21 protein-coding genes, 1 other RNA gene and 1 pseudogene are annotated in these 25,330 nt (G+C 63.3%); 18 read left to right on the top strand and 5 right to left on the bottom strand.

Annotated features, from left to right (window positions below; translation table 11 throughout):
* Positions 1–7: 7 nt before the first annotated feature.
* Together AC1Q67_RS05075 and rnpB are read right to left on the bottom strand one after the other, a co-directional pair.
* A complete protein-coding gene (locus tag AC1Q67_RS05075) occupies positions 8–1,216 on the bottom strand; it encodes a diguanylate cyclase domain-containing protein (protein WP_492234955.1) in 1,209 nt (402 codons plus the stop codon).
* A 191-nt stretch (positions 1,217–1,407) separates the two neighbouring features.
* Positions 1,408–1,825: RNase P RNA component class A (gene rnpB / locus AC1Q67_RS05070), an RNA gene on the bottom strand.
* Positions 1,826–1,976: 151 nt separating this feature from the next.
* Between rnpB and AC1Q67_RS05065 the strand changes: the two genes are divergently transcribed.
* Positions 1,977–2,330 (top strand): YciI family protein, encoded by a 354-nt coding sequence (locus AC1Q67_RS05065; RefSeq protein ID WP_024576380.1) that lies wholly within the window; start codon positions 1,977–1,979, stop codon positions 2,328–2,330.
* A 30-nt stretch (positions 2,331–2,360) separates the two neighbouring features.
* Positions 2,361–3,602 (top strand): RNA polymerase sigma factor, encoded by a 1,242-nt coding sequence (locus AC1Q67_RS05060; protein WP_492235704.1) that lies wholly within the window; start codon positions 2,361–2,363, stop codon positions 3,600–3,602.
* A gap of 9 nt (positions 3,603–3,611) precedes the next feature.
* Here the strand turns inward: AC1Q67_RS05060 and AC1Q67_RS05055 are convergent, their stop codons facing one another.
* Positions 3,612–4,385 carry an N-acetylmuramoyl-L-alanine amidase gene (locus AC1Q67_RS05055; protein WP_492234956.1) on the bottom strand — a complete coding sequence of 258 codons (774 nt, stop codon included), beginning with the start codon at positions 4,383–4,385 and terminating at the stop codon, positions 3,612–3,614.
* Positions 4,386–4,735: 350 nt separating this feature from the next.
* On the opposite strand from AC1Q67_RS05055, the gene rsmH reads away from it, so the two are divergent.
* The 9 genes from rsmH (at position 4,736) to murG (ending at position 15,928) form a co-directional block, all read left to right on the top strand.
* On the top strand, positions 4,736–5,920 hold the full coding sequence (gene rsmH / locus AC1Q67_RS05050; RefSeq protein WP_492234957.1) for a 16S rRNA (cytosine(1402)-N(4))-methyltransferase RsmH: 1,185 nt from the start codon (positions 4,736–4,738) through the stop codon (positions 5,918–5,920).
* Between the two features lies 1 nt (position 5,921).
* Complete coding sequence (gene ftsL / locus AC1Q67_RS05045; RefSeq protein ID WP_492234958.1) at positions 5,922–6,332, top strand: cell division protein FtsL; 411 nt, start codon at positions 5,922–5,924, stop codon at positions 6,330–6,332.
* Positions 6,329–8,068 carry a peptidoglycan D,D-transpeptidase FtsI family protein gene (locus tag AC1Q67_RS05040; RefSeq protein ID WP_492234959.1) on the top strand — a complete coding sequence of 580 codons (1,740 nt, stop codon included), beginning with the start codon at positions 6,329–6,331 and terminating at the stop codon, positions 8,066–8,068. The genes ftsL and AC1Q67_RS05040 overlap by 4 nt, the downstream gene beginning before the upstream one ends.
* Before the next feature lie 89 nt (positions 8,069–8,157).
* On the top strand, positions 8,158–9,606 hold the full coding sequence (locus tag AC1Q67_RS05035) for a UDP-N-acetylmuramoyl-L-alanyl-D-glutamate--2,6-diaminopimelate ligase (RefSeq protein WP_492234960.1): 1,449 nt from the start codon (positions 8,158–8,160) through the stop codon (positions 9,604–9,606).
* A complete protein-coding gene (locus AC1Q67_RS05030; RefSeq protein WP_492234961.1) occupies positions 9,603–11,039 on the top strand; it encodes a UDP-N-acetylmuramoylalanyl-D-glutamyl-2,6-diaminopimelate--D-alanyl-D-alanine ligase in 1,437 nt (478 codons plus the stop codon). Before AC1Q67_RS05035 ends, AC1Q67_RS05030 begins: the two co-directional genes overlap by 4 nt.
* Before the next feature lie 10 nt (positions 11,040–11,049).
* Positions 11,050–12,135 (top strand): phospho-N-acetylmuramoyl-pentapeptide-transferase, encoded by a 1,086-nt coding sequence (gene mraY / locus AC1Q67_RS05025; protein WP_024576372.1) that lies wholly within the window; start codon positions 11,050–11,052, stop codon positions 12,133–12,135.
* Positions 12,136–12,139: 4 nt separating this feature from the next.
* Positions 12,140–13,537, top strand: coding sequence for a UDP-N-acetylmuramoyl-L-alanine--D-glutamate ligase (gene murD, locus AC1Q67_RS05020; RefSeq protein ID WP_492234962.1), 1,398 nt, complete (start codon positions 12,140–12,142; stop codon positions 13,535–13,537).
* A 128-nt stretch (positions 13,538–13,665) separates the two neighbouring features.
* A complete protein-coding gene (gene ftsW, locus AC1Q67_RS05015; RefSeq protein WP_492234963.1) occupies positions 13,666–14,817 on the top strand; it encodes a putative lipid II flippase FtsW in 1,152 nt (383 codons plus the stop codon).
* Positions 14,818–14,827: 10 nt separating this feature from the next.
* On the top strand, positions 14,828–15,928 hold the full coding sequence (gene murG / locus AC1Q67_RS05010) for an undecaprenyldiphospho-muramoylpentapeptide beta-N-acetylglucosaminyltransferase (RefSeq protein ID WP_492234964.1): 1,101 nt from the start codon (positions 14,828–14,830) through the stop codon (positions 15,926–15,928).
* Here murG and AC1Q67_RS05005 read toward each other — a convergent pair whose 3' ends face one another.
* Positions 15,929–16,834 carry a LysR family transcriptional regulator gene (locus AC1Q67_RS05005; protein ID WP_492234965.1) on the bottom strand — a complete coding sequence of 302 codons (906 nt, stop codon included), beginning with the start codon at positions 16,832–16,834 and terminating at the stop codon, positions 15,929–15,931. It abuts the gene before it with no gap.
* Positions 16,835–16,947: 113 nt separating this feature from the next.
* Between AC1Q67_RS05005 and AC1Q67_RS05000 the strand changes: the two are divergent.
* The 4 genes and pseudogenes from AC1Q67_RS05000 to murB all read left to right on the top strand — a co-directional run bounded on the left by AC1Q67_RS05000 (position 16,948) and on the right by murB (position 21,126).
* Positions 16,948–18,158, top strand: a pseudogene (locus AC1Q67_RS05000) (MFS transporter).
* Between the two features lie 152 nt (positions 18,159–18,310).
* Entirely contained in the window at positions 18,311–19,714 is a 1,404-nt protein-coding gene (murC, locus tag AC1Q67_RS04995; RefSeq protein ID WP_492234966.1) for a UDP-N-acetylmuramate--L-alanine ligase, read from the top strand.
* 12 nt (positions 19,715–19,726) lie between these two features.
* A complete protein-coding gene (locus AC1Q67_RS04990) occupies positions 19,727–20,206 on the top strand; it encodes a DUF6653 family protein (RefSeq protein ID WP_492234967.1) in 480 nt (159 codons plus the stop codon).
* Positions 20,203–21,126, top strand: coding sequence for a UDP-N-acetylmuramate dehydrogenase (gene murB / locus AC1Q67_RS04985; RefSeq protein ID WP_492235705.1), 924 nt, complete (start codon positions 20,203–20,205; stop codon positions 21,124–21,126). Before AC1Q67_RS04990 ends, murB begins: the two co-directional genes overlap by 4 nt.
* Here murB and AC1Q67_RS04980 read toward each other — a convergent pair.
* Positions 21,123–21,920 carry a bestrophin-like domain gene (locus AC1Q67_RS04980; RefSeq protein WP_006021711.1) on the bottom strand — a complete coding sequence of 266 codons (798 nt, stop codon included), beginning with the start codon at positions 21,918–21,920 and terminating at the stop codon, positions 21,123–21,125. The genes murB and AC1Q67_RS04980 overlap by 4 nt on opposite strands.
* A gap of 124 nt (positions 21,921–22,044) precedes the next feature.
* Here AC1Q67_RS04980 and AC1Q67_RS04975 point away from each other — a divergent pair, with 124 nt between their 5' ends.
* The 3 genes from AC1Q67_RS04975 to ftsA are packed head-to-tail and all read left to right on the top strand — an operon-like array spanning position 22,045 to position 25,243.
* A complete protein-coding gene (locus tag AC1Q67_RS04975) occupies positions 22,045–22,971 on the top strand; it encodes a D-alanine--D-alanine ligase (RefSeq protein WP_006021710.1) in 927 nt (308 codons plus the stop codon).
* A complete protein-coding gene (locus tag AC1Q67_RS04970; protein WP_492234968.1) occupies positions 22,938–23,924 on the top strand; it encodes a cell division protein FtsQ/DivIB in 987 nt (328 codons plus the stop codon). Before AC1Q67_RS04975 ends, AC1Q67_RS04970 begins: the two co-directional genes overlap by 34 nt.
* On the top strand, positions 23,921–25,243 hold the full coding sequence (gene ftsA / locus AC1Q67_RS04965; RefSeq protein WP_492234969.1) for a cell division protein FtsA: 1,323 nt from the start codon (positions 23,921–23,923) through the stop codon (positions 25,241–25,243). Before AC1Q67_RS04970 ends, ftsA begins: the two co-directional genes overlap by 4 nt.
* The last annotated feature ends 87 nt before the right edge of the window (positions 25,244–25,330 follow it).

Genomic DNA, 25,330 nt, shown 5'->3' with positions numbered 1-25,330 from the left:
CTGCGGCTCAGCGCAGTTTGACGGTCTTGCGGCTGACCGCGTTGTGATCCTGGAAGTCGTCGCCGTCGTTCAACGAGGGGACCAGATGCGGTGCGACGGTGTAGACGGCGTAGCCGCTTCTCGTTCGTTTGGCCTGATAGAGCGCCTGATCGGCGCGGGCGAGCAATTCGTCCGGCGTGAGTTGCTCGCTTGTCAGCAGCGCGATGCCGACACTGGTGCCGATCTCAATGGTGTAGCCGTTGATGTTATAATAGCTTCCAATGTCCTCGACGATGCGTGACGCCAGTCCGGTGGCCTGTTCGCGCTCCGCGACGCCGGTCTGCACCAGCACGAATTCGTCGCCGCCCAGCCGCACCAGGAGATCGCTTGAGCGCGTCAGGCGTGTCAGCCGCCGTGCGACCTCTCTGAGAATTGCGTCGCCAGCTGGATGGCCATAAAGATCGTTCGCCGCCTTGAAGCGATCGAGGTCGAGGCTGTGCACGGCGAGGCCATAGCCGTTGCGCTGTGCATCCGCGATGATGGTTTCGAGGTTTTCGGCGAGGCCGAGCCGGTTTGCGAGGCCGGTGAGGGCGTCGAGTTGCGCGAGGCCCGCGAACTTTCGCTTGAGGGTCAATTGGCTGACCGCCGTCGCATAGGCATGCTTGACGATATCGAACGCGCCGAAGAGGAACATGAACGTGATGAGCCCGAGGCAGATATAGATCAGGCCGCCGTTCAATATGCAGGCGATGCTTGGTGGAATGGCGACGATGAAGATATTCAGCAGTGCCAGCCGCGGGCGATACGCCACGCGTGTCACCGTGCCTGCGGCATAGGTGAAAATGACTCCGCTGATCAGCATGTGAACGGTCGGGTCCGGGAGCATGAAGCAGCGAACGCCCATCGCACTGACCGTCACAGCGGTCGCGATGCTGCGGATCGCGAACCGGCGCTCCCAGATCATGGCTGCGTCGCGCGAAAGCGGTCGTCCGGCGGCGGCTCGATGATAGCGGCGGATCATCCAGATGCGTTCCAAGGAAATCAGCACCGCAATGACTGTCAGCGCCAGAATGTACGGATCACGCGTCTGTGCGAAGATGGTCGCGCCGATGACGCACTGGCTCAGCAAGAAGACGACAATCGACGGCGTTGCACTGAAGAGATCGTTGATGATCTCGACATAGATGCCATCCGGAAGCCGGTGAGGCCGGAGCAATTGCAGCGGTGAAATGGCCATCGGACGCAATTCTTCCTGCAGCCCCGTTATCGAGGCCCGGCGCCACTCTTATCCGCACCCGGTAAAATGAAGGGTCCGCGGAAGGCTCAAAATTGAGGGAACTGGAACCTGGTTCCAAAATTGGCGAGGGGTCCGGCGTATTCCGCCGAACCCCTCCTTCTTTCGCATGATCCTATCGGGATCATGCGATCAATATCAGCCAGCCTGTAAGCCGGGTTCTGTAGGGCCTGAATGGTTCGCACCACGCAGACGTGACGGCCATTCCTCTGGGACGCAAGTTGCGTTGCGCCTCGAGCAACCTACCCGGACAGCGGGCTTGACATCGCCCCGCGGAGTTATCGCCCGAGAGCGAACTTTCCACTGTGCCGTCCCTATTCGGTTTTGCTCCCGGTGGGGTTTGCCATGCCGTCTCTATTGCTAGAAACGCGGTGCGCTCTTACCGCACCTTTTCACCCTTACCTTCACGGAGTGAAGGCGGTTCGTTCTCTGTGGCACTTTCCCTGGGGTCGCCCCCGCCGGGTGTTATCCGGCACCGTATGTCGATGGAGCCCGGACTTTCCTCCCCGGCGACCTTTCGATCCTTGCCGGAGCGGCCGTCCAGCCGACTGACAGATGAGGACATGAGCGTTCCCGGCAGTCGCGTCAAGTCAAATGCGGTGCGGCGGACCTCTCAAATAATTTATGCTGAAGATGTCGTTCGGGCCTCGGTCCGTTCGTCTAGGGTTACGGCGAATGGCGCCGGTCAAACGGAGTGACCCACATGCAGTATTTGTTGCTGATCTATCGAAACGAAGCAGATGAGGCCAAACGGAGCGAGGCTGAAGCCAAGGCAATGACCGACGAATACGGCGCGTTCACGCAATCCATTATCCAGAGCGGGAACTTCAAGGGCGGCGACCGGCTGCACCCGACGTCGATGGCGACCACGGTGCGCGTGCGTGACGGAAAAACCCTGACCACCGACGGCCCGTTTGCGGAAACCCACGAGCAACTCGGCGGATACTACATTGTTGACGCGAAGGATATCGACGCGGCGCTGGCGATTGCAGCCCGAATCCCGGGTGCCCGGGTCGGTTCGATCGAAGTCCGGCCGATCTACATGTACAACAGCTAGCAGGCGGTGCCGGTTCTGATTGGCGAGGCGATGGAGACCTCGGACATCGAAAACATATTCCGCAACGAGGCGGGTCGCGCGCTTGCGACGCTGATCCGCCTCGTCGGAAGTTTCGATCTCGCCGAGGATGTGTTGCAGGAAGCGTTTGCGGCTGCGCTGGAACGCTGGGCGGAGAACGGCGTGCCGTCAAATCCGCGCGCGTGGCTTATCACGACCGGCCGCAACAAGGCCGTCGACCGCATCCGACGCGAGACCGCGTTTCGTGCGAAGCAGGGCCAGATCGTTCAGGAGACGGAGCTGCTTGGAGCCGATGTTGCGGACGGCGATGGTGTGACGGACGCCGTCGATGACGACGCGCTGCGGCTGATCTTCACCTGCTGCCATCCTTCGTTCGCTATCGAGACGCAGGTCGCGCTAACTCTGCGCACGATCTGCGGGCTAACCACGGCGGAAGTCGCCCGCGCGTTTCTTGTTAACGAGGACGCGATGGCGCAGCGCCTGACCCGCGCGAAACAGAAGATTCGCCTCGCCGGAATTCCCTATGAAGTGCCGCAGCACGATGCGCTGGGCGCGCGGCTGCGCGGCGTGCTCACCGTGGTTTATCTTGTTTTCAACGAAGGCTATGCCGCGACCGCAGGCGAGAAGCTGATGCGGCCTGACCTCGCGCGGGAAGCGATACGGCTCTGTCGTCTGCTCGACGTCTTGATGCCGGGGCGAAGCGAGATTCATGGCCTGCTCTCGCTGATGCTTCTGCACGACGCGCGGCGTACCAGCCGCGAGACGGCAGAGGGCGATATCGTGCTGCTGGAGCATCAGGATCGCACGCTGTGGGATCATGTCCAGATTGCGGAAGGGCTGCGGCTGGTCGAGGAATCGCTGTCGTCGCCGGGCCGTCCTGATCCTTATGTCGTGCAGGCTGCCGTTGCGGCGCTTCACGCGCGCGCGCCGAGTTTTGCCGAGACCGACTGGCCGCAGATCGCAGGGCTCTATGAAGTGCTGGTGCGGATTGCGCCTTCACCGGTGGTCGCGCTCAACCACGCCGCGGCCATATCGATGGTCGATGGACCGGCCAAGGCGCTGGTGCTGGTCGACACGCTTGCCGCGCGTGGTGAACTCGACGGCTATGGCCTGCTGCCCGCTGTCCGTGCGGACTTGTTGCGGCGGCTGAAACGTGTCGACGAAGCGCGCGCTTCCTATATGCAGGCACTTGAGGCGACCAGTCTCGAACCGTTGCGGCGTCTGTATCTTCGGCGCCTCTCTGAACTGAACTAGGGCCGTCGCTCAGCTCACAAGCGCTTCTTTCGGCATGAGCGCGAGCAGATCGTTCAATGTGGTCAATGTTGACTGATCGGCGATGCCGTCGATCCGCTCCGGCCGGAAGTGCCGCTGGAAAGCTGTAACAACATCCATGGTGGCGGCGTCATAGAGTCCGTTCAGCGGCACGCCGTAACCGAAGCTCGCCAGCAGCTTTTGCAGGTCGAGGACGTCGTCGCCGGATTGTCCGAGCATGGTCTGCACGCCGCGGACGATCGGCGCGGGTTCGACCCAGAGGCCGACGCCGGAATCCGCCAGCAGCCGCCACGGAAATTTCTCGCCGGGATCCTTCTTGCGGCCCGGCGCGACGTCCGAATGTCCGAGAATGCGATGCTTCGGAATATCGCGGCGGATCATGATGCCTTTGCACAGGGCGATCACCGCCGCGGTCTGCCGCAGCGGGAAATCGGTGTAGCCGAGGTCGTGACCGGGATTGACGATCTCGATCCCGATCGAAAGGGAATTGATATCGGTTTCGTTGCCCCATGACGACGCGCCCGCATGCCATGCGCGATCCGATTCGCGCACGCACTGCACGATGTTGCCGTCCTCGAGCACGACATAATGAGCGGAGACCTCCGTTCCCGTCGTGCACAGCCGGACGATCGCGCTCGCGGCATCGGCCATCCCGGTGTAGTGCAGCACGATCATGTTCGGCGACAGCAAGCCCTTGCGGTCGCCGTAGTTCGGCGATGGCGTGACATTCGAGACGACAGACGAATCCGGCACGAAGTTCGGCATTTCAGCAGGTTCCCCCAGGTGAACAATCGGGACGCTGACGCTTCGAACCAAATCCAGCAGACTCAAACGATCCTCGCGGCATAGAGGTACTCAAAACGGGGCGAGAGAAGGGCGGTAGTCGGCTAGTGATAGGGTAATGCACACCCGGCGCAATCGGGCCGGTTCCATAGCCCCCAGAACATTGCGCATGGCCGGGTTGCTCGCCGGCGCTGGGAAAACACCTTCTTCAAAGGCAATCCTCTGCGTCAACCATTCCTTAACGATAACTGCCGCCAATGAAGGGTGGAGAGTCGCGCCGGAAGGGTGCGGCTGTGGTCCTTAAATGCGCAAAAAGCCCCGCGAAAAGCTCGATGGCTGGCCAGAAAATCCCATGCGGAACCTCGAATTTAAGGCGGGTCATCGCCAGCGCCTCCGCGTTCAGGTCGATCTGGATGCCGGAAAGGGCCAATCTGGGGCTGTACGGCCGCGATCTCGCGGATCGGCCCGGATATTCCGGCCGGCATGCGGCCGTCTTTCACCGGCAGGCGTTTGAAATGTCGCCCGACGATGCACCTGTACGCCACGTTCCGGTTCTCGGCCGCGAAGCGGTTGAGGCGCTCGCGCCGCGCGACGGAGGCGTTTACGTGGACGCGACGTTCGGAGCCGGCGGTTACAGCCGCGCGATCCTGAAAGTTCCCGGCACCCGCGTGATCGGCATCGATCGCGACCGCACCGCAATCGCCGGCGGCTTCGATCTCGTGGACTCCTTGGGCGGGCGGCTGACGCTGGTCGAGGATCGCTTTTCCAATCTGGCGGATGTCTGCGCGTCACAGGGCATCACCTCCGTCGATGGCGTAGTGATGGATGTCGGGGTCTCATCCATGCAACTCGACCAGTCCGAGCGCGGCTTCTCGTTCCGCCTCAACGGCCCGCTCGACATGCGGATGGGCCAGGACGGGCCGACCGCGGCCGATGTGGTCGCGAAGGCGTCCGAAACCGACCTCGCCAATATCATTTATATCTTCGGCGAGGAGCGGCATTCGCGCGCTGTCGCCCGCGCCATCGTCGCGGCCCGGAAAGAAGCGCCAATTACAACGACACGCGCGCTGGCCGACATCGTCTCGCGCGTGGTCCGCTCCAAGCCGAATGAAATTCATCCCGCGACGCGGACGTTCCAGGCGCTGCGCATCTTCGTCAACGAAGAGCTGGACGAGTTGCACGCGGCGCTGGTTGCGGCCGAGAAGATGCTCAAACCTGGCGGCCGGCTGGCGGTGGTGTCTTTCCATTCGCTCGAAGACCGCATCGTCAAGAATTTCCTCAACGAGCGCGGCAAGCGCGGCGGCGGCTCACGCCACCTGCCCGACGTCAAGCAGGCGCTGCCGAGCTTTGAAATTCTCACCAAGCGCCCGATCGTGGCGGACGATGAGGAAGTCGCGGACAATCCGCGTGCACGCTCTGCGAAGCTGCGCGCCGCCGCACGTACCGATGCGCCCGCGCAGTCCGAGACCGCGTCATTCGACTGGCCGCAACTCGCCGATGTGATGAGGGGAGGCTGACATGCGGTTCGTCCACCTCTTCGTAATCTGCGCATTGGTCTTCGGCGCGGCTTACGTCTACCGCATCAAGATGGAATCGACGGTGCGGACTGAAAGCGTCTTGCGGCTGCGTGCCGACATCCGCAAGGAGCGCGACGCCATTGCCAGCCTCAAGGCGGAATGGGCCAAGCTCGAATCGCCGAAGCGATTGCAGGAGCTGGCCTCGCGTCACCTGTCGCTGCGTTCGATTGAAGCCACACAATATGACTCGCTGAAAAACCTGCCGCCGCGTCCGCCGAGTTTCGTCAAGCCGGGCGATCCCGATCCGATCGGGACCATGATCGAAAGTGTCGATCTGGAAGCGCTCGCCAAGGCTGCGTCGGAAGATGAATCGCTCACCGGTTCGATTCCCAAACCGGAGGGCGCGCAGTGACCGAGCAAATCACACGGCCTCCGGAACCCTGGCGGCAGCGGCTGATCCGCACCCTGCTTTACGGAAAGAACGTGGACCGCTCGGCCAAGGCGCGCGCGCGCGTCGGCCTTGCGATCATCGCTTTCGCCGCGGTTTACGCGATCATTGCCGGCCGCCTCGTCATGTTCGCGATCGGCGGCGATGGTCACGGCACGCGGCGCACGGCCTCGCAGGATGCCGTCGCCACGGCCCGGCCCGATATCCTTGATCGCAACGGGATGATCCTCGCCACCGACGTGAAGACGCCGTCGCTGTTCGGTGAGCCTCGCCGCATCATCGACAAGGACGAGGCCATCGAGCTTCTCACCGGAACGCTGCCGGACCTTGACGCGGGCGAAGTGCGTGACCGTCTCTCGTCCAAAAAAGGCTTCGTTTGGCTGAAGCGCGAAATTACGCCAACGCAGCAGAAGGAAATCTATCGTCTGGGTCTGCCCGGCGTCGGGTTCCTGCGGGAGAACAAGCGCGTGTATCCGAGCGGCCCCGTGGTGTCGCATCTGATCGGCCATGTGAACATCGACAACCAGGGCATTGCCGGGATCGAAAAGTGGCTGGACAGCAACGGCCTTGCCGATCTGCACCGGGCCGGCTTCGCCACCGACCGGCAACAGGAACCTGTGCGGCTCGCGGTCGATCTGCGCGTCGAACATGCGCTGCGCGATGAACTGCTCAAGGCCAAGGACAAGTTCAAGGCGAAGGCGGCCGCGGGTCTCGTCTCGAACGTGAACACCGGTGAAATCATCGCGATGGTCTCGGTGCCGGATTACGATCCCAACAATCCGCGCGAAGCCAACGATCCGACCCGCATCAACCGCCTGACGACCGGCGTGTTTGAAATGGGTTCGACCTTCAAGTCGCTGACACTTGCGATGGCGCTGGATTCCGGCCGCGCCACCGTCAACACGCTCTACGACGCGCGTGCGCCGCTGACCTACGGCAAGTTCAAGATTCATGACACCCACAATCTGGGGCGTGCGGTGCCGATGTGGGAGGTGTTCACTGAATCGTCGAACGTCGGCGCGGCGCGTGTCGCGCTGTCGATGGGCGTTGAGGCGCACAAGGCGTTCCTGCGCAAACTGGGACAGCTCTCGCGGCTTCGCACCGAACTGCCCGAAAGCGCGGAGCCGCTGGTGCCGAAACGCTGGGGCGAACTGAACACCATCACCATCGCGTTCGGACACGGCATGGCCGTGGCGCCGTTGCAGGCTGTGATGGGCATCAACGCGCTGGTCAATGGCGGCTATCTGATCCCGCCGACATTCCTGAAGCGATCGCGCGAGGATGCCATGCAACTCGCCAAGCAGGTCGTGAAGCCGGAGACCAGCGCCAGCATGCGCTACATGATGCGGCTGAATGCGGAGCGGGGCACAGCGCGCAAGGCCGACGTCAAAGGTTATTATGTCGGCGGCAAGACAGGCACCTCGGAAAAGGTCGTCAACGGCCGCTATTCCAAGAAGCAGGTGCTGAATTCCTTCACGGCCATCATGCCGGCGGACAATCCGCAGTATCAACTGCTGATCATGCTTGACGAGCCGCAGCCGCTGCCCGAAACCCACGGCTTCATCACCTCGGGCTGGAACACGGTCCCGACCGGCGGCAAGGTCATCGAGCGAATCGCCCCGCTGCTCGGGATGGTGCCGCGGTTCGATCTGCCGCCGTCCGACCGCCTTATTCTTGCGGCATCGAAGGAAAGCCGCTAACCGCTCACGGGTTCTTGTGTGGACGTATTCCGCAACGCGGGCGCCGGTTTTGCGGTTAGAATACGCTGTGCTTTCAAGTCCGGGGTGAGATGAGGTTACGCGACCTTTTTAGCGGAGATGCCGTGGTCGGCGCGCAACATGCCGATGTTGCGGTCGCGGGCATTGCCATGGACAGCCGGGCGGTGAAGCGGGGCGATGTTTTCTTCGCGCTGGCCGGTGTCAAGACCGATGGTGCGCGCTTCATCGATCAGGCGGTTGCGTCCGGCGCTGTCGCTGTCGTCAGCGACCGTATTCCGGAGGGCGACGGTCGCGTTGCATTTATTGCCGTGCCGAATCCGCGCCGCGCGCTGGCGCTGGCCGCGGCGAGATTCTACCCACGTCAGCCCGCGACCATTGCGGCGGTCACCGGCACCAGCGGCAAGACCTCCGTCGCCGTATTCACGCGGCAGATCTGGCAGCGTCTCGGTTATGCAGCCGCGAGCATCGGGACCATTGGCCTCGTGTCGCCGAAGCGCAATGTCTACGGCTCGCTGACCACGCCCGATCCGATCGCGTTGCATCGGTCACTCGACGAGATCGCGGGCGAGGGCGTGACCCATCTGGCGTTCGAGGCGTCGTCGCATGGTCTCGACCAGCATCGCCTCGACGGAGTGCGGGTGAGTGCGGGCGCCTTTACGAACCTGTCGCGTGACCACATGGATTATCATCCGACTGTCGAGCATTATCTCGCTGCCAAGCTGCGGCTGTTCACGGATCTGGTCGTCGATGGCGGCGCGGCGATCATCGCCGCCGATCACGACCATTCGCAGGCGGTGATTGATGCCGCGCGCATCCGCAAGCTGCGGATCATCACGGTCGGCCGCAAAGGCGAGGGCATCAAGCTCATTGATGCGGCTGTCGATGGCTTTGCGCAGAAGCTGACGCTGGAGCATGACGGCAAGCGCACTCAGGTGCGGCTGCCGCTGGTCGGAGAATTCCAGATCGAGAACGCGCTGGTTGCGGCTGGACTTGTGATTGCCGCCGGCGGCGATGCGGAGCGTGTGTTCGCGGCACTTGAGCATCTTGAAGGAGCGCCGGGGCGCCTCGAACTGGTCGGCGAGCGTAACGGTGCGCCAGTGTTTGTCGACTACGCACACAAGCCCGATGCGCTGGCGAAAGCGCTCGAAGCTCTGCGTCCCTATACGAAGCGCAAGCTCGTGGTGGTGTTCGGCGCGGGCGGTGACCGCGACGCTGGCAAGCGTCCGCTGATGGGCGCGATCGCCGCTGAGAACGCAGATACTGTCATCATTACCGATGATAATCCCCGATCGGAGGACCCCGCCTCGATCCGGGCCGCCATCATGGCGGCTGCGAAAGGCGCCAAGGATATCGCCGACCGCAATGAGGCGATCCGCGCCGCCGTCGCAGGCCTGCAACAGGGCGATGCGCTGCTGATCGCGGGCAAGGGTCACGAGACCGGACAGATTGTTGGAGATAAAGTGTTGCCGTTCAGCGATCACGACGCCGCCATGGCGGCACTGGCGGAGCACGCCGCATGAGCACGCCACTGTGGACAAGCACGGCGATGGCGAAGGCGATGCAGGCCTCGACGCGCGGCGCATTGCCCGATGCGATCACCGGCATCTCGATCGATAGCCGCACACTGACGCCGGGCGAGGCTTACTTCGCCATCAAGGGCGACGTACACGACGGGCACGATTTCGTTGAGGCGGCGCTGAAGAACGGCGCGGGGCTCGCCGTGGTCTCGAAGGCGCATGCGGACAAGTTCGCCGCGGATGCGCGGTTGCTCGTGGTGGACGATGTGCTCGCCGGGCTGGGGGACCTCGGCTGCGCGGCACGGGCCCGGCTCGGCGGAAAAGTCATCGCGGTGACCGGATCGGTCGGCAAGACCTCGACCAAGGAAGCGTTGCGCGCGGTGCTCGGCGCGCAGGGCGAGACCCATGCATCGGTTGCGTCCTTCAACAATCACTGGGGCGTGCCGCTGACGCTGGCGCGTTGCCCGGCGTCGTCCCGGTTTGCGATCTTCGAGATCGGCATGAACCATGCGGGAGAAATCGAGCCGCTGGTGAAGATGGTGCGCCCGCATGTGGCGATCATCACCACCGTTGAGCCGGTGCATCTGGAATTCTTTTCCGGGATCGAGGCGATTGCCGACGCCAAGGCTGAAATCTTCTTAGGCGTCGAGCCGGGTGGAGCCGTTGTGCTCAATCGCGACAATCCGCAATTTGCGCGCCTGACCAAGAGCGCCAAGGCAGCGAAGATCGAACGCATCGTTTCGTTCGGGAGTGACGAAAAAGCCGATGCGCGGCTGATCGACGTCTCGCTGCATCCCGCATGCTCGGCGGTGCACGCCAGCATTCTTGGCCAGGATATTACCTACAAGATCGGTATGCCAGGACGGCACATGGCGATGAACTCGCTGGCGGTGCTTGTCGCAGCCTCGCTCGCGGGTGCCGATCTCGCACTCTCCGCACTGGCGCTGGCGCAGCTCAAGCCCGCCACCGGGCGCGGTGTGCGCGAGGTGCTTGCCCTCACGGAGGGCACCGCCACACTGATCGATGAAAGCTACAACGCCAATCCGGCTTCGATGAAGGCTGCGATCAATGTCCTCGGTCAGGCCGAGGTCGGCCCGCGCGGACGGCGAATCGCGGTGCTCGGCGACATGCTGGAACTCGGCGTCACCGGACCGGATCTGCACCGCGGCCTCGCCGACGCCATCAAGGCGAATAATATCGATGCGGTATTTTGCTGTGGTCCGCTGATGCTCAATCTCTGGGAGGCTCTTCCTTCCGCCAAGAAGGGCGGCTATGCCGATCATTCCGCCGCGCTCGAACAGCAGGTTGTCGCCGCTGTCGGCGCCGGCGACGCCATTATGGTCAAGGGTTCGCTTGGTTCTCGTATGAAATTGATTGTGACTGCGTTGCAGAAGCGTTTTCCAGAAAAGGCCGCGCTCGACGGCGCCACACACTAAGGCAATTGGAATGTTTTATTGGCTCACTGAATTGGCCGGCACCATCCCCGGCATCAATGTGTTCCGCTACATCACCTTCCGCACCGGCGGCGCGATGGTCACCGGTGCGCTGTTCGTGTTCATGTTCGGGCCCTGGATTATCGACCAGCTTCGTCTGGCGCAGGGCAAGGGTCAGCCGATCCGTGCAGACGGTCCGCCGACGCATCTGGTGACCAAGAAGGGCACGCCCACCATGGGCGGGCTGATGATCCTGTCGGGACTGATCGTCTCGACACTGCTGTGGGCCAACCTGCGCAATGCGTATGTCTGGATCGTGCTGCTGGTCACGCTCGGCTTCGGCTTTGTCGGTTTCTATGACGACTACCTGAAAGTCTCCAAGCAGACCGACAAGGGATTCTCCGGACGCTCGCGCCTCGCGGTCGAAGGATTGATCGCGCTGATCGCGTGCACCTGCATCGTCTGGTTCGGCCGCGACGCGACCGTCACGGCTGTATCGATCCCCTTCATCAAGGAATTCCTGCTCAACATCGGCTGGTTCTATGTGATGTTCGGCATGTTCATTATCGTCGGCGCCGGCAACGCGGTGAACCTCACCGACGGCCTTGATGGTCTCGCGATCGTGCCGGTGATGATCGCGGCCGCGAGCTTCGGCATGATCGCCTATCTCGTCGGCAACGCGGTGTTCGCGGAGTATCTGCAAATCCGTTACGTCCCCGGCACCGGCGAACTCGCTGTGCTCTGCGGTGCCGTGCTCGGCGCGGGCCTCGGATTCCTCTGGTTCAATGCGCCGCCGGCCTCGATCTTCATGGGCGACACAGGATCGCTCGCGCTCGGCGGCATGCTCGGCGCGATCGCGGTCGCCACGAAGCATGAAATCGTGCTGGCGGTGATCGGCGGGCTGTTCGTGGTCGAGGCGCTGTCCGTCATCGTGCAGGTGGCGTCTTTCAAGCTGACCGGCAAGCGTTTCTTCCGGATGGCGCCGATCCATCATCACTACGAGCAGAAGGGCTGGACCGAACCGCAGATTGTGATCCGCTTCTGGATCGTTTCCGTGATGCTGGCGCTCGCCGGTCTCTCCACGCTCAAGCTGCGGTGAACGCGTGACGCCTGTCACTTCCTTCAAGGGCAAGACGGTTGCCGTGTTCGGCCTCGGCGGATCGGGGCTTGCAAGCTGTCATGCGCTGAAGGCGGGTGGCGCGGAGGTGATCGCCTGTGACGACACACTGGCGAAGATGGCGGAAGCGGCGAGGGCCGGTTTCATCACCGCGGATCTGCGGACGGTCTCCTGGGCGAATTTCGCAGCGCTGGTGCTGACGCCGGGCGTGCCGCTGACCCATCCCCAGCCGCACTGGACCGTGGTCGCCGCGAAGCAGGCTGGCGTCGAAGTGATCGGCGACATCGAACTGTTCTGCCGCGAGCGCAAGCGCCATGCGCCCGATGCGCCGTTCGTCGCCATCACCGGCACCAACGGCAAGTCCACCACCACGGCGCTGGTCGCGCACCTGATGCGCGAGGCAGGCTACGACACCCAGATGGGCGGTAACATCGGCACCGCGATCCTGTCGCTGGAGCCGCCTGCGACGGGTCGCGTTCATGTGATCGAGATGTCGTCGTACCAGATCGATCTCACGCCGTCCCTCGATCCGAGCGTTGGCATCCTGCTCAATGTCACCGAAGATCATATCGACCGTCACGGCAGCATCGAACATTACGCCGCAGTGAAGGAGCGGCTGGTGGCGGGCGTGCAGCGGAACGGCACCTCGATCGTCGGTGTCGACGATCACTGGTGCGCGGCGATTGCCGACCGCGTGGCGCAGGCGGGCAAGAATGTTGTCCGCGTGTCGGTGAAGCATCCGGTGGCCGACGGCATTTGTCTCGAAGGCGACACCATTGTTCGCGTCGACAGCGGAGCCCGGTCGCGGATCGCGAGCATCAATGAGATCGGTTCGCTGCGCGGACTACATAACGCGCAGAACGCGGCGTGTGCGTCGGCCGCGGTGCTGGCGCTCGGCGTCAGTCACGAGATGTTGCAGCAGGGACTGCGCAGCTTTCCGGGCCTTGCGCACCGCATGGAGCAGATCGGGCGCCAGGGCAAGGTGCTGTTCGTCAACGACTCCAAGGGCACCAATGCCGACGCCGCGGCTCGCGCATTGTCGTCGTTCAAGGACATTTTCTGGATTGCCGGCGGCAAGCCGAAGACCGGCGGCATCGAATCCTTGCGCGAATTCTTTCCGCGCGTCCGCAAGGCCTATCTGATCGGCGAGGCGGCGCACGAGTTTGCGGCGACGCTGGGCGATGTGCCGCACGAAATCAGCAAGACCCTTGAGGAAGCGGTGCCGCATGCTGCACGCGATGCGCAAGCGTCTGGTGTGGGAGAGCCGGTTGTCTTGCTGTCCCCGGCCTGCGCCTCTTTCGACCAGTTTCCGAATTTCGAGAAGCGGGGCGACCGTTTCCGCGAAGTCGCCAACGCGCTGCCGGGCGGCCTGACGCCTCCCTGAGGCAAGCCTCCCGTTATCCCGTTGCACTTTGACGAGATTTTTTCTCGTATTTGCCCATCCTTAACCCTCCGGAAACCATGATGCGGGAGTAATACCCCGTTAACCTCTGGCAAGATGGCGGACGGCCCATGATCTCCCGCGAACAACGCACACCCTTGAGCGAATGGTGGTGGACGGTGGACCGGCTGCTGGTGGCTGCGTTCATCACGCTCATGCTCGGCGGCGTTATCCTGTCGCTGGCCGCGAGTCCGCCGGTGGCGGCACGCATCGGCCTCGATCCGTTTCACTTCTTTAACCGGCACGTGCTGTTTCTGGTGCCGTCACTGATCGTGATGCTCGGCGTGTCGTTCCTGTCGCCGCGTCAGGTGCGCCGCACCGCGCTGGTCGTGTTTACGGTCAGCATCCTGCTGGTCCTGGCGACGCTGCTGTTCGGGCCGGAGGTGAAGGGCGCCAAGCGCTGGATCACCATCCTCGGCATCAACATTCAGGCCTCGGAATCCCTGAAGCCGGCTTTCGTCGTTCTCGTCGCGTGGCTGTTCGCGGAATCCGCCAAGCGGCCCGAAATGCCGGCGACGTCGATGGCGCTCGGCTTGCTGCTGATGACAGTCACGCTGCTGGTGCTGGAGCCGGACTTCGGCCAGACCATGCTGATCCTGATGGTGTGGGGCACGCTGTTCTTTATCGCCGGCATGCGGATGATCTGGGTGTTCGGGCTGATGGGCGCGGGCGCGGTCGGATTGTTCGGCGCCTACATGATGGTGCCGCACGTGGCAGGCCGCATCAAACGCTTCATGGACCCTGCGTCGGGTGACACCTTTCAGGTCGACACGGCGATGGAAGCTTTCACCCATGGCGGCTGGTTCGGGCAGGGGCCGGGGGAAGGCACGGTGAAACGCATTCTTCCCGATAGCCATACCGACTTCGTGTTCGCCGTGGCGGCCGAGGAATTCGGCATCATCCTGTGCCTCGCGCTGCTGGCGCTGTTCGCTTTCATCGTGATCCGCGCGCTGTCGCGGGCCTATGCCAGTGAGGATATGTTCGCGCGCTTTGCCGCTGCGGGCCTTGCGATCATGTTCGGTATCCAGGCGTCGATCAACATGGCGGTGAACCTGCACCTGATGCCGGCCAAGGGCATGACCCTGCCGTTCATTTCCTATGGCGGCTCGTCGATGATCTCGCTGGCCTACGGCGTCGGCATGCTGCTCGCGCTGACGCGGCAGCGTCCGCGCGTCGAAATGGAATCGATCGGCGCTGCCAACGCCGCGCACGGCTTCGCCTGACGAGGCGATTATGCCCAACAGACCTTTGATTATGCTGGCGGCGGGCGGAACCGGCGGGCACCTGTTTCCCGCCGAGGCGCTCGGCGTGGCGCTGATGAAGCGCGGCGCGCGCGTGCGGCTGATGACGGACTCGCGCGCGGTGCGCTACGGCGGAATGTTCACTCCCGACATGATGGATGTGGTGCCGAGCGAAACCGTCCGTGGGCGCACGCCGTGGGCGCTCGCGCGCACCGGCGCAATGCTCGCGGCCGGCGGCGCTATGTCGCTTGCGCTGCTGTTGCGGCAGAAGCCGAAAGCCGTGATCGGGTTCGGCGGCTATCCGACACTGCCACCTTTGATCGCGGCGAAACTGCTCGGCATCCCGACGATCATTCACGATTCCAACGCCGTGCTCGGCCGCGCCAATCGCTTGCTGTCGACGCGGGTCAGCGCGATCGCGACATCGCTGCCTGGTGTGCTCGACCGCGATCCGGCGCTGGCTGGAAAAGCGACGGTCACCGGCACGCCGATGCGGCCTGCCATCCTCGCTGCCGCTGCGGTGCCTTACGCTTCGCCGGATCCAACGGGGCCGTTGCGTCTGCTCGTTGTCGGCGGCAGTCAGGGCGCGCGCATCATGGCGGACATCGTGCCGCCTGCGATTGAGAAACTTGAGCCGGCGCTGTGGCGCAGGCTCAGTCTTGTGCAGCAGGTGCGCGAGGAAGACATGACGCGCGTGCGCGCGGTCTATGATCGTCTCAAGATCGAGGCCGAACTGGCGCCGTTCTTCGCCGATCTGCCAGCGCGGCTCGCAGCAACGCATCTGGTGATCTCGCGTTCGGGCGCTGGCACTGTGGCCGAACTCGGAGCGATCGGTCGTCCGTCAATTCTGGTGCCGCTCCCCGGCGCAATCGATCAGGACCAGTTCGCTAACGCCGGCGTGCTGGAGAAAGCAGGCGGCGCGATCCGGATTCCGCAAAACGAATTCACGCCGGATCGTCTGGCGTCGGAAATCTCTACGCTTGCGGCCGATCCGGCGCGGCTGACCACGATGGCGACCAGCGCGCGTTCGGTCGGACGCCTCGATGCCGCGGAACGGCTCGCCGATCTCGCCGCGAAGATTGCGGGAATTTAGCTAAAGCTTCACGTGTTCAACCAGGTAATCCAGAAAGGCCCGCACCCGCGCCGGCAGTTGTCCGCCATGGCCGACGAACACCGCATGGATCGGTTCGAGATCGCCCGGATTGAAGTCTTCGAGCACCGGCACAAGGCGGCCCGCCTTGATATCCGCATCGACATGAAAACGGGCGAGCCGGGAGAGACCTGCGCCTGCAACGGTCAGCCGTTGCATGGCCTCGCCGTCGGAGACCAGTGCGGTGCCGACCGGTGGCACCGAGACGATGCCGCCGCTGCTGTCACGAAACGGCCAGCCGTCGATCTGCTTTGAAAAGCAGAAGCCGAGCATATTGTGCTTGGCAAGATCGGCGGGCGTGCGCGGCGTGCCGTGGTCCGCGAGATAGCCGGGCGCTGCGACCACGACCATCCGGCTCTCGCCGAGCTTGCGCGCGAGCAGACGGGACTCGCGCAGCGGGCCGACGCGGATGGCGATGTCCGCGCGCTCTTCCATCAGGTCCACCACCGTATCGGTCAGTGCCACGTCGACGCTGACGCCGGGATGCAATTTGAGAAATCCGGGCAGCAGCGGCAGCAGCCAGTGGAGCCCGAACGGCACGCTGGTGTTGACGCGGACGCGGCCGCGCGGGGTTGCGCCGATTGCGGCTTCCCGCTCCGCCGTATTGATGTCGTCGAGAATGCGGATGCTGCGGTCGTAATAGGCCGTGCCTTCCGGGGTCAGTTGCAGCTTGCGGGTCGACCGGTTGATAAGGCGCACGCCGAGCCGGGTTTCCAGCCGCGCCACCAGCTTGCTCACGGCCGACGGAGTCATCCGGAAAGCGCGCGCGGCGGCCGAAAAGCCGCCCAGTTCCACCACACGGGCGAACACTTCCATTTCGCCGGATCGGTTGACGTCCTGACGTACCATTGTGACTTTGTTTCACAAATATTGTTACTTACGGCAGTCTAGTTCACGAATGGCTTTGCGTCCACTTCTCCGAAGTCGCCGGCGGTTGGCCGGATTCGCCTGAGGGATGCTCCATGCCACTCGCACTTTATGCGCTTACCGCCGGCGCTTTCGGAATCGGCGTCACTGAATTCGTCATTATGGGTCTGCTGATCCAGGTCGGCGCCGATCTCGGCGTCTCCATTCCGGCTGCGGGCCTGCTGATCTCGGGTTATGCGCTCGGCGTCGTGGTTGGTGCCCCGATCATGACCATCGCCACCGCCCGCTGGCCACGGAAGACGGCGCTGCTGGTGCTGATGGCAGTCTTCACCATCGGCAATCTGGCCTGCGCGCTTGCCCCGAACTACTGGACCCTGATGGCCGCACGTGTGCTGACGGCCTTCGCGCATGGCACCTTCTTCGGCGTGGGCTCGGTGGTCGCGACTTCATTGGTCGCCTCCGACAAGAAGGCATCGGCCATTGCGATCATGTTCACGGGCCTGACCGTTGCCACCATTCTCGGTGTGCCGTTCGGGACATGGCTCGGCCAGCATTTCGGCTGGCGCGCGACATTCTGGGCCGTCACGCTGGTCGGCGTGGTTGCTTTTGCGATCATCGCGCTGCTGGTACCTGCCAGCAAGGAGGCGCCTGAAGCCTTCAATCTCAGGGAAGACTTTGCGGTTCTCAAGCGCGGTCCCGTGCTTGCAGGACTGCTCACCACCGTTCTTGGATGGGTTGGTGTGTTTGCTGTCTTCACCTATCTCGCGCCGCTGCTGACCAAGGTCACCGGCTTCACGGATGCTGCTGTGTCGCCGATGCTGCTGTGTCGCCGATGCTGCTGGTGGTCGGCATCGGATTGCTGATCGGAAACCTGCTCGGTGGACGGTTCGCCGACAAGCGGCTCATGCCTACTGTATTTGGCAGTCTGTTCGCGCTCTCGGTTGTGCTCGCACTGATGACATTCGCGGTTCACAACAAGATTGCAGTGGTTGCCTTTGCCGCTCTGTTCGGCGTCGCCGCATTTGCGACCGCACCGCCGCTCCAGATGTGGGTACTGGACAAGGCGCATGGTGCCGGGCAATCGCTGGCGTCGAGCTTCAACATCGCCGCTTTCAATCTCGGCAACGCCATCGGAGCGTGGCTCGGCGGGACTATTATCGACCACGGGCCGGGCCTTGAGTCGGTGCCGTGGATCGCGGCGCTGGTGCCGCTGGCTGGTCTCGTGCTCGCAATGGCGAGCTATCGGGCCGAAATGCGGCGCGCCAGGCTGGTTCCAGCGGTTGTCTGCCCAGCGGCCGCCGAGTAGCGGACGGGTTGGGCCTTTCCGGCCTGATTTGAAAAGAATCGTGTATTTTTCCGAGCTGGCCGGGCTTGTCCCGGCCAGCTTCGTCTGTTTGAAGGGGCGCTCACGAGACATCCTGGCGGGTGAAGCCCCGCCGACGACTGAAAGAAGCATTGATGAGACTGCCGCGCGAGATCGGACCCATTCACTTCGTCGGTATAGGTGGCATCGGCATGAGCGGCATCGCCGAGGTGCTGTGCAATCTCGGCTATACCGTACAGGGTTCGGACGCCTCGGAGAACGCCAACGTCACCCGGCTTCGCGACAAGGGCGTCAAGATCAGCATCGGCCACAAGGCCGAGAACGTGAACGGCGCGGACGTGATGGTGGTGTCCACCGCGATCAAGCGCGACAATCCCGAACTGATGGCCGCGCGCGGATTGCGCATTCCGGTGGTGCGCCGCGCCGAAATGCTCGCCGAGCTCATGCGGCTCAAGAGCTGCATCGCCATCGCGGGCACCCATGGCAAGACCACCACGACCTCGATGGTCGCGACGCTGCTCGATGCCGGTGCTCTCGATCCAACCGTCATCAACGGCGGCATCATCAACGCCTATGGCACCAATGCGCGGCTTGGGGCCGGCGAGTGGATGGTGGTGGAAGCCGACGAGAGCGACGGCACGTTCCTCAAGCTGCCCGCCGACGTCGCCATCGTCACCAATGTCGATCCCGAACACCTCGATCACTTCAAGACCTTCGATGCCGTGCAGGACGCGTTCAAGGCCTTCGTGGAGGGTGTGCCGTTCTATGGCTTCGCGGTGATGTGCATCGATCATCCGGTGGTGCAAACGCTGGTCGGCAAGATCGAAGACCGCCGCATCATTACCTATGGCGAGAACCCGCAGTCCGACGCGCGGCTGGTCGATCTCGTGCCGTTCAGCGGAGGTTCGAAGTTCAAGGTGGCGTTCCGCCACCGCAAGACCGATGCCACGCACGAGATTTCGGATCTGGTGCTGCCGATGCCGGGCCGTCACAACGCGCTGAATGCGACGGCGGCGATCGCCGTCGCGCACGAGATCGGCATTTCCGATGAGGCTATCCGCAAGGCGCTGGCGGGCTTCGGCGGCGTGAAACGCCGCTTCACCCGCACCGGCGAATGGAACGGCGTCACCATCATCGACGATTATGGCCATCATCCAGTGGAGATCGCCGCGGTGCTCAAGGCCGCCCGGGATTCCACCAAGGGCAAAGTGATCGCCGTGGTGCAGCCACATCGCTACACCCGGCTTCAGTCATTGTTCGAGGAGTTCTGCACCTGCTTCAACGACGCGGATACGGTCATCGTCGCGGACATCTATGCGGCGGGTGAAGATCCGATCCCCGGCATTGATCGCGACGCGTTCGTGCTCGGACTGCGTGCCCACGGTCATCGTGAAGTGATTCCGCTGCCAGGCGTCGACAAGCTCGCGTCGGTCGTGCGCGATGTCGCAAGGCCGGACGACTTCGTCGTCTGTCTCGGCGCGGGCAACATCACGCAATGGGCTTATGCTCTGCCGGGCGAATTGCAGGCGTTGAAATAACGCGAGATGCCGATGGCCGTTCTCAGCGACGAGTCCTGGCGCCGGCACGCCAATCCATGGAGCGTGTGGACGCGTTATGCTGCGTTCCCGGTGCTGGTCGCGGCAATCTGGAGCCGTCTGTGGCTGGGCTGGTGGGCCGTCGTTCCGGTCGCAATCGTTGTTGCATGGCTGATCTGGAATCCCCGCGCGTTTCCACCTCCGGCTTCCACGAACAACTGGGCTTCGAAAGCGGTGCTTGGCGAGCGTATCTGGGTCGGACTGAGGCGTGGCGAGGTGCCCCCGCAGCATCGCATCGCCCCTCGCGTTGCAACTCTTTTTTCGGCGACAGGCGCGCTTGCGCTGATCTGGGGCCTCGTCGCTTTCAATGCGCCCGTAACTGTTTTGGCGATGCTACTGGTGATCGCCGCCAAGACGTGGTTTGTCGATCGCATGGTATGGTTGTTTGACGATATGAAAGACACCAAGCCGGAGTATCGTTCTTGGCTGTACTGACTTTTCCCGACATCAGCGCCGATCTGAAGTCTGCGATGCCCGATCTGCGCGGGCGTCTGCTGGCGAATGAATCCCTCGCACCTCTCACATGGTTTCGCGTCGGCGGCCCTGCGCAGATTCTGTTCACCCCCGCTGATGAAGACGATCTCGCCTATTTCCTGTCGAAACTGCCGGAGGACATTTCTGTCTACACGGTCGGCGTTGGCTCGAACCTGATCGTGCGTGACGGCGGCGTGAGCGGTGTGGTTATCCGTCTCTCGCCGCGTGGCTTTGGCGAGGTCAAGGCAGAGGGCGATACGGTGCGCGCGGGAACGGCTGCGCTCGACAAACGCGTCGCGGAAGCTGCCGCAGCAGCCAATATCGGCGGGCTCGAGTTCTACTTCGGGATTCCGGGGTCGATCGGCGGAGCGCTGCGCATGAACGCAGGCGCCAATGGCGGCGAGACCAAGGATGTTTTGGTCGAGGCGAGGGGCATTACGCGCGCAGGCGAGAAGGTCACGTTCTCAAATGCCGACATGAAGTTCGTCTATCGCAATTCAGGCGTCGACACGTCGGTCATCTTCACCTCGGCGCTGTACCGGGGCCGCGTGACAGATCCCGAGACCATCCGCGCGCGCATGGCCGAAGTGCAGAACCACCGGGAAACCGCGCAGCCGATCCGCGAGAAGACCGGCGGTTCGACATTCAAGAACCCGCCGGGCCACAGCGCGTGGAAACTGATCGATGCGGCGGGGATGCGCGGCTATCGGGTCGGCGGCGCGCAGGTGTCCGAGATGCACTGCAATTTTCTGATCAACACCGGTGACGCGACCGGTCACGACATTGAGACGCTGGGCGAGACCGTGCGCGCGCGGGTGATGGAGAATTCAGGTATCGATCTGCATTGGGAGATCAAGCGGATCGGCGTCGCGCTGCCCTAGTTCAGAGGACGCGGCGTGATCGCTTCGGGCAGCGACAGGAGCTGCGCCAGAGGCGCCGGCGAGACCCTGAATGCGCCGTTGAAAGGATATTCCTGCAGCGCGATGATTCCCAGTGTGACGATCACCGCGCTTGAAAACACGGTCATCGAAGCAGCGAATGCGCGCGGGCGTTCGAGGTGAACGAGGGCGATCGCCACCTGCGTGAACAGCGCCAGCAGGATCACGACGAGCCATTTCAGGTCGTTCGTGTGGTCCGACGAGATGGCCACGCGCTCGTTTCGCGTTGTGCCGATGCGCAGTGCGGAGCCAAGCATTGCGGATTGGACGGCAGAGCCCGACGCTTTTCCGATCGATGGGACACTTACTTCGTGCAGCAGGTCGTCGTATGCGGCCCCCGTGATCGGCGACGTCTGGCCCCTGTCGAGCGTCGGCCACTCGTCGGTGACGACCGATGTGACATACACTTTGATGGCTCTGCGAATGGACTGCATGTCCGAGACCGACGCCACGCTCAGCGTATGAAGGTTGTGTATTTCACCGGCTTCCGTTTCGACGGCGCGATGGGCGCGGCGGTTGCGTTCGCTGACATCGTTGGCGAGGAAGCCGGTCAGGAGCGCGAACAGGATTGCAACCGAACCGAAGAATGGCGCGACCACGCCGGTCAGCGATTGCACGTGCCGGGCCAAAGGGCTGCGAAAAGAGATCAGCGCCAGAAACAGCGAGAAGCCGAAATAAAGCACGATAAGGACGGCGAAAATTCCGATGGCGGACAGGTCGAGCCAGGCTCGGATCATGAAAATAGCCTTCTTGTTGAGCCCCGCTGCCGGCTCCAATTGCTGTGTCGCGGCGACAATACCTGAATTGCTGCGGCTTGGTCATCGGCTCAAATCAGCGTAGGTAGGCGTATCGGGAGAGATCATGAATCAATTCAAACACGTCGCAGTGCTGATGGGCGGATGGTCGTCGGAGCGGGAAGTCTCGCTGCGCTCTGGCAAGGCTTGCGCCGATGCGCTGGAGCGCAAGGGCTACCAGGTCACGCGCATCGACGTGAAGCGCAACATCGCGACCGTTCTCGAGCAGTTGAAGCCGGATGCGGCGCTGGTGATGTTGCACGGCAAGCCCGGCGAGGACGGCACCATACAGGGCGTGCTCGAAACGCTCGGGATTCCCTATTCGCACTCCGGCGTGCTGTCGTCGTCGCTGGCGATGCAGAAGGATCTCGCCAAGACGGTGATGGCGACAGCGGGGGTGCCGGTGCCGGAAGGGCTGACGCTGACCCGCGCCGAAGTGGCCAAGGGGCACGCCATGGCGCCGCCTTATGTCATTAAGCCGGTGGCGGACGGCTCCAGCGTCGGGGTTTTCATCGTCACCGAGGCCCATGCCCACCCTCCGCAGGAGCTGTTCCGGGAGGACTGGCCCCATGGCGACCAGCTTCTGGTCGAGAAATACATCGCGGGGAAGGAACTCACCTGTGCCGTCATTAACGGCGAGCCGACCGGGGTGATCGAGATCGTACCTTTAATCAAATTCTACGATTACGAGGCAAAGTACTCTCCGGGCGCATCAAAACACATCCTGCCTGCACCTATTTTACCTTTTGTTTACCAGGAAGTCCGAAGGTTAACGCTGGCGGCGCATGTGGCGCTTGGCTGCCGGGGCGTAAGCCGTGCGGATTTCCGTTACGACGATCGCATCGAGGGAACAGGGGGACTGACCTGCCTCGAGGTAAATACCCAACCCGGCATGACCGAGACGTCACTTGTTCCAGAGCTTGCGGCTCACGCAGGCGTAACATTTGACGAGTTGGTGCAATGGATGGTGGAGGACGCCTCTCTCGATCGGTGAGATCGCAGAGGCCCCAATCTAATCCTCAGACGAGGGGCGCTTCAGCAGCCCAGCGTCCGCGCGCCCGCGCGCAGGGTGCGGCCCGCCGTGGCGGTAATGCACCCGTCACCCGATACGAAGAACCGCATTGGATCGCTGCGCTCGAGCGCCGTCGTCCGCGCGGTTTCGGACTTTTCGCAACCGCGGTGGTGCTGATCGGCGCTGCCGTGCTGGGCGTGGTCAAAGGCGGTCACACTGACGAGGTGCTCGGCGCGCTGAGCGACGCCCGCAACGCTGCGGCCAATTCCGTCGGCTTCCGAATCACCAGCGTCGCGATCACCGGCCGCAAACAGCTCACGCAGGACGAAATCCTCGCCGTCGGCGGCGTCAATGGCCGCTCGTCGCTCCTGTTCCTCGATGCCGCGACTGCGCGCGACAAGCTGAAGGCCGATCCGTGGATCTCTGACGCCACCGTGCAGAAGCTTTATCCGGGCCGCCTGCAGATCGACATCACCGAGCGCTCGCCCTTCGCGCTGTGGCAGGAAAACGGACGCGTCTCCGTGATTTCGGCCGACGGCACTGTGCTTGAGCCCTATGTGGCGCGGCGTTTCGTGTCGCTGCCGCTGGTGGTGGGCAAGGGGGCGGAAACCCGCGCCAGGGATTTCCTCGGGCTGTTGGCGCAATACCCGCAGGTGCGGTCGCAGGTGAAGGCGATTGTGTTTGTCGGTGAGCGGCGATGGAATCTGCGGCTCGCCGACGGCGTTGATGTTCGCCTGCCGGAATTCGAGGTTGAGAAGGCGCTGGCAACCCTGTCCAAGATGGACAAGGAGACCGGCCTGTTCTCGCGCGACATCACCGCCATCGACATGAGGCTGCCGGATCGCCTGACCGTTCGCCTGTCGGAGGACGCGGCGAAGGCGCGCAACGACCTGCTCAAGGACAAGAAAACACCGAAGAAGGCTGGAAGCGCATGACCAGTCTCGATGGCGTTCAGACCCCGAAGACCCGCCAGATGCCGCCGAACAAGACGGCGCTGGTCGCGGCGCTCGACATCGGCACCAGCAAGATCGCCTGTCTGATCGCGCGGCTGAAGCCATGCCCGCCGAGCGATGCGCTGCGCGGCCGGACCCATGCCGTCGAACTGATCGGGCTGAGCCACATCCAGTCGCGCGGGGTCAAGGCCGGCGCCGTGGTCGATCTCAATGAGTGCGAACAGGCTGTGCGTCAGGCCGTGGCGCTGGCGGAGCGGATGGCCAAGGTCCGCGTCGAATCGGTGCTGCTGTCGGTCTCCGCCGGCCGCCTGCAAGGCGCTATGGTCGAGGCCTCCTCGGAATTGCGCGGCGGCGCGGTAACACCCGCCGACATGAGCCGTGTCATCAGCGCCGGAATGCATCATGCGACGCCGCGGGGGCGCACCGTGCTCCATGTCCTGCCGGCCACTTACTCGCTGGACGGCGTCAGGGGCGTCCGCGATCCCAGCGGTATGGTCGCCCGCCACTTCGGCATCGACATGAATGTCATCACCGCTGACGCTACGGTGGCAAAAAACCTGATGCTGGTGGTCGAGCGTTGTCATCTCAACGTCGAAGCCATGGCCTGCGCACCTTACACGGCCGGATTAGCGGTCCTGACCGACGATGAAGCCGATCTTGGCGCTGCCGTGGTCGAGATGGGCGCGGGCACCACGACGATCGCGACCTATTCGAGCGGCCAGTGCGTCCATGCCAGCGGGTTTGCGGTCGGCGGGCAGCATGTGACGATGGATTTGGCGCGCGGGTTAGGTGCGTGCATTGCGGATGCCGAGCGAATCAAGACGTTATATGGCACCGTGCTGACCGGCGGTTCTGACGCGCGCGAAGTCATGAGTGTGCCGACGGTGAGCGGTCACGACGGTGACGCGCCGCAGATTGTTTCCCGCGCCACGATCGCGAACATCGTGAAGCAGCGGGTCGAGGAGATTTTTGAGATGGTCCGGGACCGGCTCGCGGATTCCCCTTTTGCGGCAGAGCCGCGGGCGCGAGTGGTGCTGACCGGCGGTGCATCGCAGCTCACCGGCATTCCGGATCTCGCCAGCCGCATTCTCGGCCGCGAGGTCCGCATCGGCCGTCCGCTCGGCTTCGGCCGGCTGCCCAACGAGGCCAAGAGCGCATCGTTCGCGGTGCCGGCCGGTCTCCTAGTCTACCCGCAATTCGCACATCTTGAACACGTCGAACCGCGGCACACGCGGCAGCTCATGACAGGGACCAACGGCTATTTCGGAAAGGTCGGCAGATGGCTTCGAGAGGGCTTCTGATGATCTCAACACCGGATCGGATCAATCCATCAACCGCTTTGGCGTGCAGCCCAAGCCCCCACGCGCGCGCATAATCGAGAGGCAACC

The sequence above is a fragment of the Afipia sp. GW823-FHT06G09 genome, from assembly GCF_058794875.1.
This window is presented reverse-complemented; position numbering and strand designations above follow the sequence as displayed.